At 61.2% G+C, this 17,032-nt stretch carries 17 protein-coding genes; 9 read left to right on the top strand and 8 right to left on the bottom strand.

From position 1 onward, the window contains the following. Positions 1 to 6 precede the first annotated feature (6 nt). The 4 genes from HOC_RS05175 to HOC_RS05160 all read right to left on the bottom strand — a co-directional run bounded on the left by HOC_RS05175 (position 7) and on the right by HOC_RS05160 (position 4,285). Positions 7 to 1,452: a dihydrolipoyl dehydrogenase family protein gene (locus HOC_RS05175; protein WP_035536382.1), complete on the bottom strand. Its 1,446-nt coding sequence runs from the start codon at positions 1,450 to 1,452 to the stop codon at positions 7 to 9. After that, positions 1,453 to 2,202 (bottom strand): TVP38/TMEM64 family protein, encoded by a 750-nt coding sequence (locus HOC_RS05170; RefSeq protein ID WP_035536381.1) that lies wholly within the window; start codon positions 2,200 to 2,202, stop codon positions 1,453 to 1,455. It lies immediately after the preceding gene. Further along, entirely contained in the window at positions 2,189 to 2,992 is an 804-nt protein-coding gene (locus HOC_RS05165) for a DUF547 domain-containing protein (protein WP_035536380.1), read from the bottom strand. The genes HOC_RS05170 and HOC_RS05165 overlap by 14 nt, the downstream gene beginning before the upstream one ends. 108 nt (positions 2,993 to 3,100) lie before the next feature. Beyond that, the gene (locus HOC_RS05160; RefSeq protein ID WP_051624546.1) at positions 3,101 to 4,285 is read right to left on the bottom strand and encodes a serine hydrolase domain-containing protein; all 1,185 of its coding nucleotides are present in this window, start codon (positions 4,283 to 4,285) and stop codon (positions 3,101 to 3,103) included. Between the two features lie 173 nt (positions 4,286 to 4,458). Here HOC_RS05160 and HOC_RS05155 point away from each other — a divergent pair, with 173 nt between their 5' ends. From HOC_RS05155 to yihA, 5 genes are all read left to right on the top strand, one after another. Beyond that, positions 4,459 to 5,832 (top strand): TrkH family potassium uptake protein, encoded by a 1,374-nt coding sequence (locus HOC_RS05155; protein ID WP_035536497.1) that lies wholly within the window; start codon positions 4,459 to 4,461, stop codon positions 5,830 to 5,832. A gap of 133 nt (positions 5,833 to 5,965) precedes the next feature. After that, the gene (gene rpmH, locus HOC_RS05150; protein ID WP_034738102.1) at positions 5,966 to 6,100 is read left to right on the top strand and encodes a 50S ribosomal protein L34; all 135 of its coding nucleotides are present in this window, start codon (positions 5,966 to 5,968) and stop codon (positions 6,098 to 6,100) included. Between the two features lie 44 nt (positions 6,101 to 6,144). After that, complete coding sequence (rnpA, locus tag HOC_RS05145; RefSeq protein WP_035536379.1) at positions 6,145 to 6,513, top strand: ribonuclease P protein component; 369 nt, start codon at positions 6,145 to 6,147, stop codon at positions 6,511 to 6,513. A gap of 54 nt (positions 6,514 to 6,567) precedes the next feature. Next, positions 6,568 to 8,397 carry a membrane protein insertase YidC gene (gene yidC, locus HOC_RS05140; protein WP_035536378.1) on the top strand — a complete coding sequence of 610 codons (1,830 nt, stop codon included), beginning with the start codon at positions 6,568 to 6,570 and terminating at the stop codon, positions 8,395 to 8,397. 3 nt (positions 8,398 to 8,400) lie between these two features. Continuing rightward, positions 8,401 to 9,039, top strand: a complete 639-nt coding sequence (gene yihA / locus HOC_RS05135; RefSeq protein WP_035536377.1) for a ribosome biogenesis GTP-binding protein YihA/YsxC — start codon at positions 8,401 to 8,403, stop codon at positions 9,037 to 9,039. A gap of 64 nt (positions 9,040 to 9,103) precedes the next feature. Here the strand turns inward: yihA and HOC_RS05130 are convergent, their stop codons facing one another. Together HOC_RS05130 and HOC_RS05125 are read right to left on the bottom strand one after the other, a co-directional pair. Further along, positions 9,104 to 9,508, bottom strand: a complete 405-nt coding sequence (locus HOC_RS05130; RefSeq protein WP_035536376.1) for a hypothetical protein — start codon at positions 9,506 to 9,508, stop codon at positions 9,104 to 9,106. A 112-nt stretch (positions 9,509 to 9,620) separates the two neighbouring features. After that, positions 9,621 to 11,780, bottom strand: a complete 2,160-nt coding sequence (locus HOC_RS05125; protein ID WP_241766901.1) for a penicillin acylase family protein — start codon at positions 11,778 to 11,780, stop codon at positions 9,621 to 9,623. A gap of 147 nt (positions 11,781 to 11,927) precedes the next feature. Here HOC_RS05125 and argB point away from each other — a divergent pair, with 147 nt between their 5' ends. The 4 genes from argB to dapD are packed head-to-tail and all read left to right on the top strand — an operon-like array spanning position 11,928 to position 15,422. Further along, positions 11,928 to 12,824 carry an acetylglutamate kinase gene (argB, locus tag HOC_RS05120; protein ID WP_035536496.1) on the top strand — a complete coding sequence of 299 codons (897 nt, stop codon included), beginning with the start codon at positions 11,928 to 11,930 and terminating at the stop codon, positions 12,822 to 12,824. After that, entirely contained in the window at positions 12,799 to 13,836 is a 1,038-nt protein-coding gene (locus HOC_RS05115) for a DUF1036 domain-containing protein (protein ID WP_035536373.1), read from the top strand. Before argB ends, HOC_RS05115 begins: the two co-directional genes overlap by 26 nt. Then, positions 13,826 to 14,569 (top strand): pyrimidine 5'-nucleotidase, encoded by a 744-nt coding sequence (locus tag HOC_RS05110; RefSeq protein ID WP_051624545.1) that lies wholly within the window; start codon positions 13,826 to 13,828, stop codon positions 14,567 to 14,569. Before HOC_RS05115 ends, HOC_RS05110 begins: the two co-directional genes overlap by 11 nt. 25 nt (positions 14,570 to 14,594) lie before the next feature. Then, positions 14,595 to 15,422, top strand: coding sequence for a 2,3,4,5-tetrahydropyridine-2,6-dicarboxylate N-succinyltransferase (dapD, locus tag HOC_RS05105; RefSeq protein ID WP_035536371.1), 828 nt, complete (start codon positions 14,595 to 14,597; stop codon positions 15,420 to 15,422). Here the strand turns inward: dapD and HOC_RS05100 are convergent. Both HOC_RS05100 and HOC_RS05095 read right to left on the bottom strand, forming a co-directional pair. Further along, positions 15,419 to 15,823, bottom strand: a complete 405-nt coding sequence (locus tag HOC_RS05100; RefSeq protein WP_051624544.1) for a response regulator — start codon at positions 15,821 to 15,823, stop codon at positions 15,419 to 15,421. The genes dapD and HOC_RS05100 overlap by 4 nt on opposite strands. A gap of 105 nt (positions 15,824 to 15,928) precedes the next feature. Beyond that, positions 15,929 to 17,029 (bottom strand): Zn-dependent alcohol dehydrogenase, encoded by a 1,101-nt coding sequence (locus tag HOC_RS05095; RefSeq protein WP_035536369.1) that lies wholly within the window; start codon positions 17,027 to 17,029, stop codon positions 15,929 to 15,931. Between the last annotated feature and the right edge of the window lie 3 nt (positions 17,030 to 17,032).

Below are 17,032 nucleotides of genomic sequence, written 5' to 3'. Positions count from 1 at the left end.
ACTAGCTCACGGGATACGCTGGAGCAAGCCGACAAGGCGCTTCGCTGTCTTGCCGAAGAGCGCCTCTGTGAAATGGGCAGAGGCGGCGCGCTTCACGACTTCCGAACGGGTCGGATAGGGCGAGATGAAATTGGTGAGGTCCTGCACCTTCAAACCGTTCGACATGGCGACGGCGAGGATCTGGATAATATCCCCTGCCCCCTCGCCCACAATCGAGGCGCCGACCAGTTTGCCCTTTCGGATGACAAGCTTGGCTTCGCCGAGCGTCTTGCCCTCGGCGATTGCGCGATCATTGTCGTGGAAGGGGAAGGAGGAGGTCGCGATAGAGTCGCCGTGTTGCTCGCGCGCTTCGGCTTCCATGAGGCCGATCTGGGCCACTTCCGGAGATGTATAAGTCACCGCCGGTATGGGGAGGCTGTCGGCCTTGGTGCGCTGCTTGAAGAAGGCGCGCCGCGAGAAGACGGAAGCATGCCAGCCCGCGACATGGGTGAACTGTTCGCGCCCGGCAGCGTCGCCCAGTGCCCAGACACGCGAATTGCTGCCTGAGCGGAGATTGTCGCCGACGACGACGCCTTTGCGATCAAAATCGACCTTGCCGGCTTCGAGATCGAGCCCGTCGAGCATGGTGCGCCGGCCGACGGCGACGAGGAGGTGGCTGCCTTCGATCACTTTTTCGACGCCTTCGTGTTCGGCGTGGACCTTGATGCGCCCACCTTCGCCGGACACGCGCACGGCCTTGTGGCCTTCCAGCACGGTCACGCCTTCCGCGCGCAAGGCGCCAAGGGTAACGGCGGCATGGTCAGGATCGGCCTTGCCGAGCGCCTTGCCCATTTCGATGATTGTGGTCTTCGCGCCCAGTCGGGTGAAGGCCTGCGCGAGTTCCATGCCGATGGGGCCGCCACCGAGGATGACGAGATGCTCGGGAAAGTCCGGCATCGAGAAAATGGTCTCGTTCGTCAGGTAAGGTACGCCGCTCAGGCCTTCGATGGGCGGGATGAAAGCGGTGGAGCCGGTGGCGACGACAATGCGCCGTGCGCGGGTGCGGCTCGTGGCCGAGACAATCGTGTCCGGATCGGCGAAGCGCGCAGCCTCACGGATAACGGTGACGCCAAGGCCTTCGAACCGCTCCTGGCTGTCGACCGGTGCGATGGTCTCGATCACTTGGGAGACATACGCCTTGACCGCTTCCCAATCACTTGTCGGCGCCCCGACTGTTACGCCATATTTGCCGGCGTCGCGGGCAGACTGGGCCGCCTTGGCAACGCTGATCAGAGCCTTGGACGGAACACAGCCATAGTTCAGGCAGTCGCCACCCATCTCGCCTTTTTCATAGAGTACGACCTTGAGACCGAACATGGCCGCGCCAGCCGCAGCCGAGAGGCCGCCTGAGCCGGCGCCAATGACTACGAGATCAGCCTTGTGATCCGTCACCTGAAGTTTTGTATCATGCATTTAAAGGGCGCTTTCCAGCTTGGCGGCTTTTTTCGAGAAGAGTTTCTTGTAGATGACCGGGATCAGCGAGACCACGCCGAGGGCAACGACTGCAGGTATGAGGTTCTTGGCGACACTGGCAAAGTTTGGTTCCTCGCCCGCTGCAAAGGTGGCGCTCAGTCCGGCGCCGATCCACGTATAGGCGATGACGCCGGGAATGATGCCGAGCGCTGTCGTGATCGCATAGTCGCGGTATTTTGCGCCGAGAATGGCCGGGGCGATATTGGCAACCGGGAAAGGCACGACCGGCAGGAAGCGCAGCGCGAACATGTAGGAGAGCGCGTCTTCCTGGAAGCCGCGCTCCATCTTCTTGACGAAGGGCCCGGCGCGCTCGCGCAAGGCGGCGCCGACGGATGTTCGCGCGGCAAAGAAGAGAAGGCTGGCGCCCAGTGTCGCCCCGACAATGGTCACCGGCGTGCCACCATAGAGGCCGAACAGGAAACCGCCCGCAATCGTTATCCAGAGCGCGCCGGGCAGCATGAACAGCGTCGCAGCGGCATAGATGAGAATATAAGCGGCTACGGCCAGGAAGAGATGCTCACTCACAAAGCTGCGTAGCGCATCCTGTTGTGTGCGGAGTGTCTCGAGCGAGAGATAGTCGAACAGGCCAAACGCCCAGGCGGCGATGATACCTGCCGCGATAACGTAAAGCGGCCAAAGTCGGATAGCGAGCGGTGTGGGCTTGTCGGTTTGAGGCTCATTCTGTGTCATTGAGGGACCAGTCATAGGTGTAGGAGCGGATCTTCGGATTGGCGTTGATCTGCTGGGCGAGGCCTTTATCGGCATATTTGAGCAAATGGTCGATGACGCCCTGTCGGGAATCGCCGAAATCGGCTTTGAACCAATCATAGATCGTCGAGAGGATGAGGCCTCCGTCAGTCACCGTGACGCCGCGGGGATCGTTGACATAGGCACGGGCAGCCGCATCGAGATCACCGTCCAGCGTGGCGGGCTCCCAGGCCCGCGCCATCAGGTTGGGGCAGCTGATGGCGGCGCAATTGATGGCATAATGCACGCGCGGGTCGTGGAAGGTCGGGCGCAGGATCTTGTGCTCGATATCGTCGAGCGAGACTTCCCGGCCGCCGACCATGACTTTCACCTTCTTCCAGGGGCCGCCGAACAGGAACCCATCCCTGATTGAGCGGACGGGATACTTGCTGATGATATGGCGCACAGTGACGGCATTATAGAGATTGGCCCAGGCGGCGAATGCGGCCTTGTTGTCGCCGGACAGGTCCATGGTCTCGAAACCGGCAATATAGGCATTGAGCGCGGCGCGATCCGCCGGGCTGGCTTTCAGGGCGGCATAGTCGAACCGGTTCACGCCATCGGGGGAGGTGTGCACATATTTCGACAGGAGCGCCGTCCACGGGGCGTGCTGGGCCTCTGTCATGACAGTGTCTCTTGTTGTGATCCCGGCCTCCGCTTCCCTTGCCATGACGGGCAGTGCGAGCGGCATCGCAATCAACAGGGTGGCAAGCAGGGCGCGGGCGGGTTGCACGGGACAGGTTCCTCGGGATTCAGCCGGAACCTATATCCTATCACCGGATGACATGCCCGTAACGCTTGATTGGCCTGCGATCAAAGCCCCGTGATCGCGATAGGAGAGCTATTTGCTGCCGCCAGCTGATTCCGTGTCGATTTCCATCCAGTCCTGCGCGGGCAGGTTATAGGCCATGTCCATGACTTCGAACTCGATCCCGACAGGCTTGCGGGAGCTGGAGTTCCAGAGCGCCACGATGCCTGTGTCACGTTCCGGATCAAACAGGATCATTGAGCGGTAGCCCTCCACGGCGCCGCGATGGCCGACGACGCGGTTGCCGGTCTCGCCATATTTGTAGACGCGCCAGCCAAGGGCATAGCGGGCATCCTTCATGTGGCCCTTGTAGCGCCTTGTGAGGCCCGATTGTTCGCGGCTGGTATAGATGCGCGGTGTTTGAAGCATGGTGAGGGCCGTATCGCTGAGGACGTCTGGCACGAGGCCCATCTGCGCGCGGGCATAGAGAGCAAGGTCTCGGACAGAGCCATTCACGCCGCCAGCGGCGGGCACGCGGTAATAATCGTCATTCACGATCTTCTCGAACGGGGGACCTGCCTCCTTTGAGCGTTTCGCATAAGGTCTTGCCCAGGAGTCCGAACCTTGCAGGCCAGCCCGGCCGATACTGGCCGTCACCATGCCGAGGGGCCGGAAGATCGAGGCCTCCACCGTGTCGGCATAGGAGGAATGGGTCACCTGCTCGACGATTTCCGAAACGGTATCGAAGGCAACATTCTGGTAGCTATGACATTCGCCGATGGCGCAGATATTCTTCAGGCCGCGCAGGCTTTCACGGATCTCGACCGGGTCACGGCCGTCTTCCAGCGTCGTGTCATAGGCATTTGAGACAATGCCGAGCCGATGGGAGAGGACATCTTCCAGCGTTGCGCGCGTTTCGCCGCCGCCCGGCAGGCGCAGCGATGTCTTGAACTTGGACACTGTGTCAGTGAGGTTCAGTCTGGCTTGTTCGGCAAGGATCGCGACCTGGCTGGCGGCCACGCCCTTGGAGAGCGAGGCCCAGCGGAACACGGTCGTGTCAGTCACAGGCGCGCCGCCGATCTCGGTAAAGCCATAGCCTTTGGCGAAACGGATCTCGCCATTCTCGATCACGGCAACTGAAAGCCCGACGATCTCATCATCGGCGGCAAGGCGCGTCAGGCGCTGGTCCAGACGGTCATAGTCGATGGCCTGGGCCAAGGCGGCCGGTACGGCGAGCGCGGCACTGAGGCACAGGATGGCAGAGCGCAGGAAACGCATGAATATCCCTTGATTCTTGCTGCCCGCCCGTGGCGAGTGTGAGCCAAGTCGGCTGGCCGTGTAAAGAGCCGGGTACACGTTGCGCGCATGGCTGGCATGCTGATATGACGCTGTGCAGACGGAACTTTGCGGCGTCTCTTCACGTTGTGGTGCGCAACTTCAAAGGTGCTCTCATGCCAGAGGCTCGTGTCCTGGACGTCTTCCGCCGCTCCCTTCTTGAGACACACAAAGGTGCCCGCGCGATGCTGCTTCGCATCAACCCGGCCAAGCTGCTCGTCTTCGGATACGTCTTCTACATGCTTATCGGCTGGGCACTTTTGTCCCTGCCCTTCATGCAGAATGTGCCGGTGAGGCAGATAGATAACCTGTTCACCGCAGTATCTGCTGTCTCGACAACAGGTCTGGTCACGGTTGATCCGGGCAGCACCTACAATATTTGGGGCCAGATTGTTCTTCTCCTGCTGATTCAGGCAGGCGGCGTTGGCTACATGACGATTGGATCGTTTGCGATGCTCGCGACCCATGAGCGCCTGATCCCGATACGTGAACGCGTGACGATGGCAGCCTTTTCACTGCCGAATGGATCGAGTCCGGCCCAGTTTATCCGCACGGTCATCCTTTTCACGCTGATTTGCGAACTGGTGGGGGCGATCGCGCTTTATGCGATCTTTGCATCGGAGGGGATCAGCAACCCCGTCTGGAGCGCGATCTTTCATTCTGTGTCTGCCTTTTGCACAGCCGGCTTCAGCCTCAACAGCAACAGTTTCGAGGGCCTTGCGGGCCATCCCGGGCTGAACTTCGTGATTTCGGCGCTCAGCCTGTTCGGCGCGATGGGGTTCCTGATCATCTGGGACATCTGGCGCAACCTGACGGGGCGATCTGTGTATCTCGGTTTCACCAGCAAGCTGATCATTCGCATGACGGCCGCCTTTCTGCTCATCGGGACGATCATTCTATTTGTCGCCGAACCGAGTATTGCGGCATTGGACCCCCTCGACCGACTGCTTGCGGCTTTCTTCCAGACCATGTCTGCATCTACCACCGTTGGCTTCAACACGGTGCCGATCGGCGCGCTCAGCCATGCGACCCTGCTCGTGATGTTCTTCCTGATGGCGATTGGGGCATCGCCTTCGGGAACAGGCGGCGGCATAAAGACCACGTCCTTTGCCGCCATGGTCGGGCTGGTTCGCTCGACGCTCAAGCAGCGTGCCCATGTCAGGCTTTTCAAGCGACGTATCGCTGCCTCACGGTTGCAGGCGGCGGGGGCGACATTCTTCTATTTCATGATCCTGCTGACACTCGCCATGTTCCTTCTGTCGCTGACCGAGCCGGGCGCGTCCTTCGAAGTCATGGTTTTCGAGTGCATTTCGGCGCTGGGCACTGTCGGTATAAGTATGGGATTGACGGGTGATCTGTCCGTTCTCGGGAAGCTCATCATAATCATCCTGATGACCGCCGGCCGGGTCGGTATCCTGTCTTTTGGTATCGCGTTTGCCATGCATGACGAGACACCGGCGGAAGAGGCGGATAATGAGTTGCTGCTCTAGGGCGCGGAAGGGTTAGATGCGCCACGTCCGATGCGCAGAAATTACCCCGGATACTGCCCGGCTGCCTTGACCTTCGTGTCTGTGGCCTGTATTGGCCCCTCTTTCCGAGACACATCAGCCTTAGAGCAGACCCATGAAACGTACATTCCAGCCGAGCAACCTGCGCCGCAAGCGTACCCATGGTTTCCGCCTTCGCATGGCCACCAAAAACGGCCGCAAGGTTCTGGCACGCCGTCGGGCAAAAGGCCGCAAGGAACTGTCCGCCTAGGCGAGACACGACCTTCCCGCTGCCTGAAAGGCCGGGAGCTGCCCATGCCGCAGGACAATCAAGACATTCCGATTGAGGTCGTTCGCCTGGCGAAGCGGCCTCAATTCTTGTTTGTGCGCAGCGGCAAGGCCGAACGGCGCAAATCCGTTGTGGTACAGGCGAGACAGCGGACCGGCGAGACCCCCGGCACGCATATGGGTGAAGGGTTCACGGCGACAAAGAAGGTCGGCAATTCGGTTGTCCGCAACCGCGCAAAGCGCCGTTTGCGTGAGGCCGCGCGTCTTCTTCTGCCCCGGTTTGGCAAGCCCGGAACCGACTATGTCTTCATTGCGCGGGATGCGACCGCTGACATTGGCTGGACGCGTTTGCTTGACGATATGGAAAGCGCGCTGATAAGCCTCGCCGCTGATTGACCGTGCCGCCTCGATCTGCGAGTTGGCGCCCATAAACCTCCGGGGCAAAATTCCATGGAAAAGCAAGATCAGCGCAATTTCCTGATCGCGATGGCACTGATGGTGGCCTTCGTTTTCGGGTACCAGAAGGTCTTCATGGAGCCGGCCCAGAAGCGCTTTGAGGCCCAGCAGGCCGCGATCAAGGCCGAGGAAACGCCGGGCGTGACCGCCAGCGAGCTGAGCAATGTGCCGGCTATCGCCGCGACCAAGACGGTCGATGAAGCCATTTCCGGCCCTGGCCGCGTGAAGTTCGAGGCCGATTCGGTCGACGGATCGATCCGCCTCGCCGGTTCGCGCATCGACGATCTCAGCCTGCGCAAGCACTATTTGACGGTCGAGAAGACCCAGGAAGTGCGCCTGTTCCGTCCGGAATCGGCTGAGTATGGCTATTTCGCCACCTATTACTGGGCGGATGGCAAGGCGCTGGTCGCCGGTCGTAACTCGCCCTGGGTACAGGTTGGCGGTCGTGAGCTGACCCCGGCGACGCCAATCACGCTGCGGCTTGAAACGGACGGCCTGACGATCGAGCGGACGATTTCGGTCGACAAGGACTATATGTTCTCTTTCGAGGACACCCTGACAAACACAGGCTCCGGCGAACGCATTGTCCGCGCCATCGGCTCGGTCGAGCGCCACGGCGCCTATAAGGACTTCCTTGAAGTCACAGATCCCGGTTCGGCCACGGCCAGCGGTCTTGCCCACCAGGGCCTGATGGGCGTGGTGGATGGCGAATTGCGGATGAAGAAATACAAGCCGCTGCTGGAACTGAAGAAGATCGACGGCGAGACCGCCGAAGGCACCTTCCCGTCCAGCGAAGGCGGCTGGTGGGGCCTGACCGACAAATACTGGATGGGCGCGCTTGTGCCCCAGCAGGACCGCGCGTTCGATGCGAGCCTCAACAAAAAGGCGATCGCCACCGGCGGCCCGCTGGAAGTGCGCACCGAAAGCGACGCGATCACGCTGGCGCCGGGCGCCAGCCAGACCGTCCAGAACCGCATCTTTGCCGGCGCCAAGCGCTTCCAGGTTCTGCAGGACTATCAGAACAAGGAAGGCATCCCGCGCATGGTCGATGCCATCGACTGGGGCTGGGCGTTCTTCCTGACCAAGCCTTTCTTCTATGTGCTGGAATATCTGGCGGGCGTGCTCGGCTCGTTCGGCTGGGCGATCCTGGCCTTCACGGTGCTCGTGAAGCTGCCGCTCGTGCCGCTGTTCAACCAGAGCTACAAGTCCATGGCCAAGATGAAGAAGCTGCAGGACCCGATGAAGGAGATCAGCGAGCGCTTTGCCGCCGATCCGCAGCGCAAGCAGCAGGAGATCATGAAGCTCTACAAGCAGGAAGGCGCCAACCCGATCGGCGGCTGCCTGCCGCTCGTTGTGACGATCCCGATCTTTTACGCGCTCTACAAGACGCTCTATGTGACACTGGAAATGCGCCACACGCCGTTCCTGTTCCTGAAGGACCTTTCGGCGCCCGACCCGACGGCCATTGGCAACCTGTTCGGCCTGCTGCCCTGGGCGGCATCCGACATCAAGGCGATCCCGGTGATCGGCATGATTATCGGCATCGGTATCCTGCCGCTGCTTTACGGGGCGACGATGGCAATGCTGCAGAGCCTCAATCCTGCGCCGACGGACAAGACACAGAAAATGGTTATCCAGGCGATGCCGATCGTGTTCATGTTCGTGTTCGGCAGCTTTGCGGCCGGCCTCGTCCTCTACTGGGTGTGGAGCAATACGCTGTCCTTTGCGCAGCAGTATTTCATCATGCGCCGCAACGGGGTCGATACCGAGCTCGGCAAGACAATCTCGCGCTGGCTTGGCCGCGAGAAGAAACCGGCGGGTTGAGCCATGGATTCCCGCCCCGTCCCGAGTGAAGACCAGATCGAAACCGGGCGGCTCCTGTTCGCTGGCCCTGTCGAATTCGTCATGGGCGTGGTCGACCTTAAAGGTCTGCCACCGGCTGACCGCACGGAAGTCTGCTTTGCGGGTCGCTCCAATGTCGGCAAGTCGAGCCTGATCAACGCGCTGACCGGCCGTAACAAGCTGGCCCGCTCTTCGGCCGAGCCCGGCCGGACGCGCGAACTCAACTATTTCACCGTCGGCGAAGACCAGCTCTATCTCGTCGACCTTCCGGGCTTTGGCTATGCCAAGGTCAGCCGCACGCAGGCTGAAGCCTGGATGAAGCTGACGCGATCTTACCTGCGCGGGCGGCCAAGCCTGCGCCGGGTGTTCCTGCTGGTTGATGCCCGCCGCGGCCTGATGGACACGGACGAAGAAGTCATGGCGATGCTGGACGGGTCAGCGGTGACCTACCAGATCCTGCTGACCAAGGTGGACAAGCTCAACAAGGGCGAAGTCGACAAACTGGTGACGGATATCGAGACCAAGCTGAAGAAGCATGGCGCGGCCCACCCGTTCGTGATGATGACCTCGTCCGAAAAGGGCTGGGGCATCCCCGAGCTGCGCGCCGAGATTGCGATGCTGTAACGCCAGCGACGCCTGTGAAGGCGCTTGGGGGTGTGTTTCCTGTTTTTGAGATTGGGATTCCGGGTCAGGTGTCCGGGATTGGGCCCAGTTTCTCCACAAAGAGCCATATCCCCAGCGAAAGCTGGGGCCCAGAGCCGCAAGGAGCTGTGCCTGCTGGACTGGATCCCAGCGTGCGCTGGGAAAGCGGGATGGGAGGAGAAAGCAGGTCTTCCCCTGCGAGCGCGCGGGTGAGCCGATCGGATACCGGTGCACGGAAAATGCACGAAGGATGCACGGATAGGTCGTCCGAGAGGAAAACCACATCCACGCGGCCATGATTGGTGACGGCCCAGAGCATTTGCGAACCGGGGCCGCCATTGGCCTTGAGCCATGCGCGCAGGCGCTGGATGCGCAGGAAGATCAGCGGCCAGATCGGTACGAGGTACCATGGCAGGCCCTGCATGGGGCGGAAGAGGCTGAAGTCCGACATCGGGCGTATTATACGCCGGGGTCGATTGGGGTTGGATAAGTGGCCCTCACCTCTCACGCCCGTTGGGCGCGGGTCCCCCCTCTCCCAGAGGGAGAGGGGTTGTGGTTAAGGGCTAATCCTTGCCCGGATGGTATGTCCGCGTGGCGTTTGCCACCACGTCTTCGTGCGTGAGGTGGGCCTTGCGCCATTCTTCGGCGGCGAAGAGGGCAGCCTGGTCGGTATAGTGGGGCGATGAAGTGTCCTTGATGGCGCTGCCATAGGGGCTGATGACGCGGGCGGTCTGGCGGCCCTGGCGGTCCCATTCAACAAGGGCGATCCATGTGTCACCGGCGGTCATGTGCAGCGTGCCATCATCGCGCATGGCATCGGGATAGACGGCGCGCAGGGTGTCCGGACCGCCGCTGATCGGCAGGCTGACATCGCCATGGGCGAGCCGGTTCACTTCGCCCCATTCAGGATCGACGCGTCCATGGTGGACCATCAACCATTCAACGGCCTCACGGAAGGCCGTTTCAGGCTTGGGTGCGGGCTGGTGGGTGTATTTGGCAGTAATCTCGCGCAGCACGGTGAGGCCGCCGAGGGCGGCATAGCGGCTCTCGGCATTCATGTTCATGTCCCACGCGGCAAGGCGCTTGGCAGCCGCGTCCATTTCCGGCTCCTGGCTCCAGTCGATGGCAATGACTTTCGCGATCAGGTCGGCGGCTTCGGACTTGGCGGAATAGACCGTGTCGAACTTGATGGCGAGGAGGTCCGGTTCATTGATCGGGCTCTTGCCGTCGGTCAGTTCCATCATGCGCTGGGCGCGGTTGGTCTGGTTCAACTGCAGGCCCATGGACTGGGGAAAATCCTCTTGCCTCAGATTATCCGGGCCATCGGTCGCGCTATAGGGCGTGTTGTTGGAATTGAAGACGAGGCCAGAGACGGGATTGACCAGTTTCGGCACGTCATCCCACGGGCGATAGCCCTGCCAGATGAGGTCTGACCTGTCGCCCGGCATGTCGCCTGACCAGTCCCAGGCATCATTGCGGGCGGGGTATTGCGCATTGTGGATGAAGGCGACGTTCGCGTCTTTATCCGCATAGATGTAGTTGATGCTGGGCAGGGCGTTGAGCGACATGGCGGACATGAAGCCGTCCATGTCCCCGGCCTTGTTGAGGCGGTAATATTGCTCGAGCTGGCGGATCTCGCCCATGCCGGCATAGCGCACGGCATAAGTGCCGTGCTTGGCCTCGATGACGGGGCCTTGCGCGGAGCGCTTCACGGGGCGCTTCACCTTGAGGGCAAATGGGCCGAACAGTTTGACGTGCAGCGTGACGGTCGCTTCGGTAAAGTCCACCCATTCGCCGTCGAGCTTGTACTGGTGCGGATTGTCCGGGTTGACGGTGAGGACATAGGTGTCGACCAGATCCTGTGCGCTGACCGTATTGGCCCAGCCGAGATCGGGCGTGAAGCCGTGCAGGATAACCGGTGTGCCGGGGAAGAGGCCGCCGGTGATGTCGAGGCCTTCATCGGAGGTGAGCTGGGCTTCGTACCAGGCGACAGGGCCGGTCAGTGGCTGGTGGGAATTGATCATCAGCCGTGTGACGTCATCGCCCGCACGGCGGCCTGAGACGGCGATGCCATTGGAGCCGCGCTCCGCCATGGTCTTCGGCCCGATCAGGAAAGCCTTGCGGCCTTCGGCGGGGTCGAGCGCAATGGTCTGGGTATAGTCATTTCCGAAGAGCCCCATGAACGTGTCATCAAGCCCGTAGAAGAAGGGCGTCTTGAAAATGAAGCCTGCGACGACATCCTCTGCGGTGAATGGGGCAAGGCCACGCCAGGTCGCCTTGGGGTTTTCCGCGGCATAGAGGTTGAGGCCGGCCGCATAGGCCTCGGCCATGGCTTTCACATCTTCCGGCACGTCCGTCTCGTAGCGCAGGGCCACCGTATCCCAGACACCAAGCAGGGCAACGAGATAGTCGACCGGGGCGGCATCCTGGCCGCGATAATGGGCAAGCATGCCGCGCCCGGCGGCAACGGTTTCCTGGATCGTCTCGTAATCATCCTCGGCATGGGCATAGGCGAGGCCAAAGGCGGCATCCGCGTCGCGCGCGCCATGCACATGCGGTACGCCGAATTCGTCGCGGATCACCTCGGCGTCATAATCTGCGGCAGCAGCGGACAGCTCGGCGGCGGACGGGTTGGCGGGCAGCGGGTCCCACAGGAAGATTCCGGCACCGATCAGGAGGATAACAAGGAGCGCTGCAACGCCCGCCAGAATGCGTTTCATCATGAATTTCCCCGCCTGATTTGTCTTTTGCCGGAGCCTAGCGGCTTGGCGCACGGATGTCGCGTGCGGAATGCGAGGGTTTCGCCGGGCCGAAAAGCGCCTTATGAGGCTGGCGCAAGTGTTACACGATGAAGGATGGCGCGCCGCGCAATGACAGATACCGCTTCCCAGGCCCAGTTCACGGCAAAGACCCTGTCCGAGGCCCTGCCCTATATCCAGCGCTATGCCGGACAGACCATCGTGGTGAAATATGGTGGCCATGCCATGGTTGATCCGGCGCTTTCTGCCGGGTTTGCGCGCGATGTCGTGCTGCTGAAGGCGCTCGGCATCCATCCGGTGGTTGTGCATGGCGGCGGGCCACAGATCGGCAACCTGCTGGAAAAGCTGGGTATCACGTCCGAATTCAAAGGCGGACTGCGGGTGACCGATGAAGCGACGATGGAAGTTGTCGAGATGGTCCTCTCAGGGCCAATCAACAAATCCATCGTTCGGGCGATCAACCAGGCGGGCGGCAAGGCCGTTGGCCTGTCGGGCTCTGACGGCAATCTGATCCGCGCCGAAAAGGCAACGAAGACGTCGAAAGATCCTGACAGCCATATCGAGCAGGTGCTGGACCTTGGCTTTGTCGGCGAGCCGAGCGCGGTGGACACGACCGTGCTGCTGGCCATGCTGCGGGCCGATGCGAACCTCATTCCGGTCGTGGCGCCGGTGGGCGTTGGCGCCGATGGCGCGCGCTACAATATCAATGCTGACACCGCTGCTGGCGCGCTGGCGGCGGCGCTGGGCGCGAGCCGTCTCCTGCTGCTGACGGATGTGGCCGGTGTGCTCGACAAGGACAAGAAACTGATGCGGGAAATCCCCGTGGCGGATATTCCGGGGCTGATCGCGGACGGCACAGCTGCAGGCGGTATGATTCCCAAGCTTGAAACTGCCGCGCATTCCGTAAATCATGGTGTCGGGGCGGCTGTGATACTTGATGGGCGTGCGCCGCATGCCCTCCTCCTGGAGTTATTCACAGAACATGGCGCAGGTACGCTCGTTTCTTAAAATCCTCGGTCTGCTGGCCGCTTTTGTAGGCTTCGGCCAGGTGGCTGCTGCGCAGGACAGCAATGACGGCTGGTCGCTGTGCAATCGCACCAGCTATATTATCGAGGCGGCGATCGGTCGGCCGGAAGCCAAGGGCATCACGGTCGAAGGCTGGATCAAGCTTCAGCCCGGCAGCTGCAAGCTGGCTTTGCCCGGCCCGCTGGAGCCGAAATTCCATTTCGTCTATGCGCGCACTTCATCTGCCCATCGTGGCGGCGTGCGCGAATGGGGCGGCAATACCGAGCTTTGCGTTGACCCGACGGGTAGCTTCTCGCTGGAAAGCCCGCCGGAATGTGCGGCCATGGGGCTCGAAGCGCGCGGCTTTCGGGCGGTCGAGGTCACCCGGCGCACGCGCTGGATGACGCCGTTCACCGAGATCGACAATTATGATGCCGAGAAAGCCCGCGCGGCGGGCATCCAGCGGCTGCTGGAAGAGGCGGGTGTCGTGTCTGGTGTGATCGACGGCAATATCGGCCACAAGACGCGTGCCGCAATTGCGGAATTCCTGAAGAAGAACGGCCTCCCGGCGACGACGTCCGAGGCGGACCTGATCGATTTCCTCGAGCAGGTCGCCAAGGAGCGCGGCCGCGGCGTGGGCTTTACCGTCTGTAACCGCACCAAGAACCGAATCTGGAGCGCGATTGCGCGGCGCGGTTCGGAGGGCTGGGAGAGCCGGGGCTGGTGGATGCTGGAAGCGGGCGGATGTTCACGCGTGCTCGACAGGCCGCTCAGCGGGCAGGAGCACTACGTCTATGGCGAGATGGAGGATGGCGACACGATCCGCACGCTGGCCAAGGCGTCTGATGCGTTCTGTGTTGGCCGGTCCAAGTTTGCGATCATCGGGCGCGACGAGTGCGAGGCCTCGGCCTATCGCACGGCGCTGTTTCAGGCGGCACCACCACCGGTGGACCGCAAGCTGGTATTTGAATTCTTCGAGCGCGACTTTGCAAAGGCGAGCCAGAATGACCGATAATCGCGCGGGCGTGCATATCACGCCGTTTGGCAGTTTCGGGCATGTCCGCGACTGGGTGTTCGATCTGGATAATACGCTTTACCCTGCCGAGTGCGATCTCTTTGCCGAGATCGATACGCGGATGACAGATTTTGTCTCGCGCCTGCTGATGCTGCCGCCGGCAGAAGCACGCAAGGTCCAGAAACAATACTATGCGGAGTATGGCACCACGCTGGCTGGCCTCATGACAGTTCACAAGATAGACCCATCTGACTTTCTGGGTCACGTCCACAAAATAGACCTGAGCCCCCTGCCAGACCTGCCGAACCTGCGAAGCGCGCTGGAGCGTCTGCCGGGGCGCAAGTTTGTCTATACGAACGGCTCGCGCGGCCATGCCGAGCAGGTGACCGACAAGATGGGGCTCTCACATCTGTTCAATGGCAGTTTTGGAATCGAGGATTCCGATTATGTGCCCAAGCCAAAGCCTGCCTCCTATGCCGCCTTCCTGAAACTGCATGATGTCGACCCCCACGGCGCGATCTTCTTCGAGGATCTCGCGCGCAACCTGGCGCCCGCCAAGGATGTCGGTTTCACCACGGTTCTTGTCCATTCGGAGAAGGACTGGAGCCATGAACCGATCGAGGCGCGTCCTGCGAACCTCTCTGATGTTCTTGGGGATGACGGGCCGGATCACATCGACTATGTGACGGGCGACCTTGCCGCTTTTCTCGAAGCGGCGATTGAAACACTCTAAGCCTGCCCACCGGAGACTCGCCGAAATGACCCACGCCCTTGCTGACGTAATCGACCGCGCCTGGGAGCGCCGTGATGAGCTTTCCACCGGAACAACCGGTGAAGTGCGCGAAGTTGTCGAGGCTGCTATCGACCTGCTGGACAAGGGCGAAGCACGCGTTGCAAGCAAGGAAGCTGATGGCAGCTGGACCGTGCACCAGTGGCTGAAGAAGGCCGTGCTCCTGTCGTTCCGCCTGAACGCGAATGGCATTGTTCCAGGCGGCCCCGGCCCAGGCACATGGTGGGACAAGGTGCCGTCGAAATTTGAAGGCTGGGGTGAGGCGGACTTTATCGAAGCCGGTTTCCGCGCCGTGCCGCCGTGCGCCGTGCGCCGGGGCGCCTTCATCGCGAAGAATGCCGTGCTGATGCCGTCCTATGTGAACATTGGCGCCCATGTGGGCGAAGGCACCATGATCGACACATGGGCCTCAGTCGGCTCGTGCGCGCAGGTCGGTGCGAACTGCCACATCTCCGCCGGAACGGGTATCGGCGGCGTCTTGGAGCCGCTGCAGGCCAATCCGACCATCATTGAAGACAATTGCTTCATCGGCGCGCGGTCTGAAGTGGTTGAAGGCGTGGTTGTGGGTGAAGGATCGGTGATTGCGATGGGCGTCTTCATCACGCAGTCGACCAAGATCGTGAACCGCCAGACGGGCGAGATCAGCTATGGCAAGGTGCCGCCCTATTCGGTCGTCGTCCCGGGAACGCTGCCCGACAAGAATGGCGGACCATCGCTGGCTTGCGCCGTGATCGTGAAAACGGTGGATGCCCAGACGCGGTCCAAGACCGGCGTCAACGAGCTGCTGCGCGACTAGGCTGGCAGGGGCCCGCTGCCGACCGAATCATTTTTTGATGAGAGAAGCTGCTTCAGGGCAGACTTGAGCTGGCGCGGAAGCGTGGGCTTGCGGCAGATCGGAGCTGATTGATAGCGCGCTCGGAGAATGTCCTCAGCCGAATGGCCTGTATTGAACAGGAAGGGGATGCCCCGTGCGGCAAGGATATCGGCGACCGGGAACACAAGCTGTCCAGCCACATCCACGTCGAGAATGGCCGCATCGGCTTCGATTGATTCGGCAAGTTTCATGGCTGCTTGAATCGTATGGGCGGAGGCAACAGCGGCCCCGCCCATTTCGGCGACCATGTCTTCAAGATCCATCGCGATGAGGATCTCGTCTTCGACAATAAGGATTTGAGGCGGCTTGGTCATATTGGTCAAATGAACAGGCCCTCCTTTCGTTCCCATTTTCATGCAGCTAGTTTCTAACAAGCTACCTCAGATGGTTAACATTCCCGTTAACGGCGCACGTTTTCCCGTAGATTCTTAGTCAAACATGACAACCTGTCGAGCGACGGAACCCTTGTTATCTTTAAGATTCTGGAGCGCACCGGTCAACCCGTCAAGACCGATCCGATCGGACACAAGGTCGTCGAGGTGGAGTTTTCCCTGTTGGTAAAGTGTCACAAGTCTTGGGAAATCAATGCGGAAGCGGTTCGAGCCCATGACCGCACCCTGTAGCCGCTTTTCTGTAACAAGCAGTTCGATTCCCGGGATTTCAATGTTCACGCCGGGCGGGATCATGCCGATCACCGTCATCACGCCGCGCGGGCGCATCATCATGTAGCCCTGCTCGGCCGTCAGCTTCAGACCGACGCATTCGAAGGCATAGTGAACGCCGCCTTGCGTCAGTTCCTTCACCTGTTCGACCGGGTCGCCATTCTTTGGATTAACAAAGTCGGTGGCGCCAAATTTCTTCGCCATGGCCAGTTTTTCGTCTGAAAGGTCGACAGCGATGATCCGCGAGGCACCGGCAATCGCCGCGCCATTGATCGTGGAGAGGCCGACACCCCCGCAGCCGAGCACGGCCACGGTCGAGCCAGGCTCGACTTTCGCGGCGTGGAACACGGACCCGACACCCGTTATGACGCCGCAGCCGATCAGGCAGGCGCGGTCCATCGGCATGTCATTGTCGATGACGCAGAGCGTATTCTCGTGGACGAGGATCTGTTCGGCAAAGGAAGAGAGGTTAAGAAACTGGGAGACCTTTTCCTTGCCGATCGACAGGCGGGGCGCCTCTGTCGGGCCGCGCTTGAACTGTTCGCCGTTCACCGTGTGGCAGACCGACATATGGCCTGTGAGGCAATATTCGCAGGTGCCGCAGAAAGGCGAGAGGATCGAGACGACATGATCGCCGGGCTTTACCGCGCTGACCATGGAGCCGACCTGCTCGACAATGCCTGCGCTCTCATGGCCGAGGATGACCGGCATTTCGGTCGGAAAGGCGCCGTCCCAGAAGTGCACGTCCGAATGGCAAACACCGACAGCCTTCAGCCGCACGAGCACTTCGCGCGGGCCGGGCTTGGAGATCGTGACCTCTTCGATCGAGAGCGGCGCATTGGGCGCCCGCATGACGGCAGCTTTCATCGT

This window comes from Hyphomonas oceanitis SCH89, assembly GCF_000685295.1.
Taxonomy (GTDB): domain Bacteria; phylum Pseudomonadota; class Alphaproteobacteria; order Caulobacterales; family Hyphomonadaceae; genus Hyphomonas; species Hyphomonas oceanitis.
This window is presented reverse-complemented; position numbering and strand designations above follow the sequence as displayed.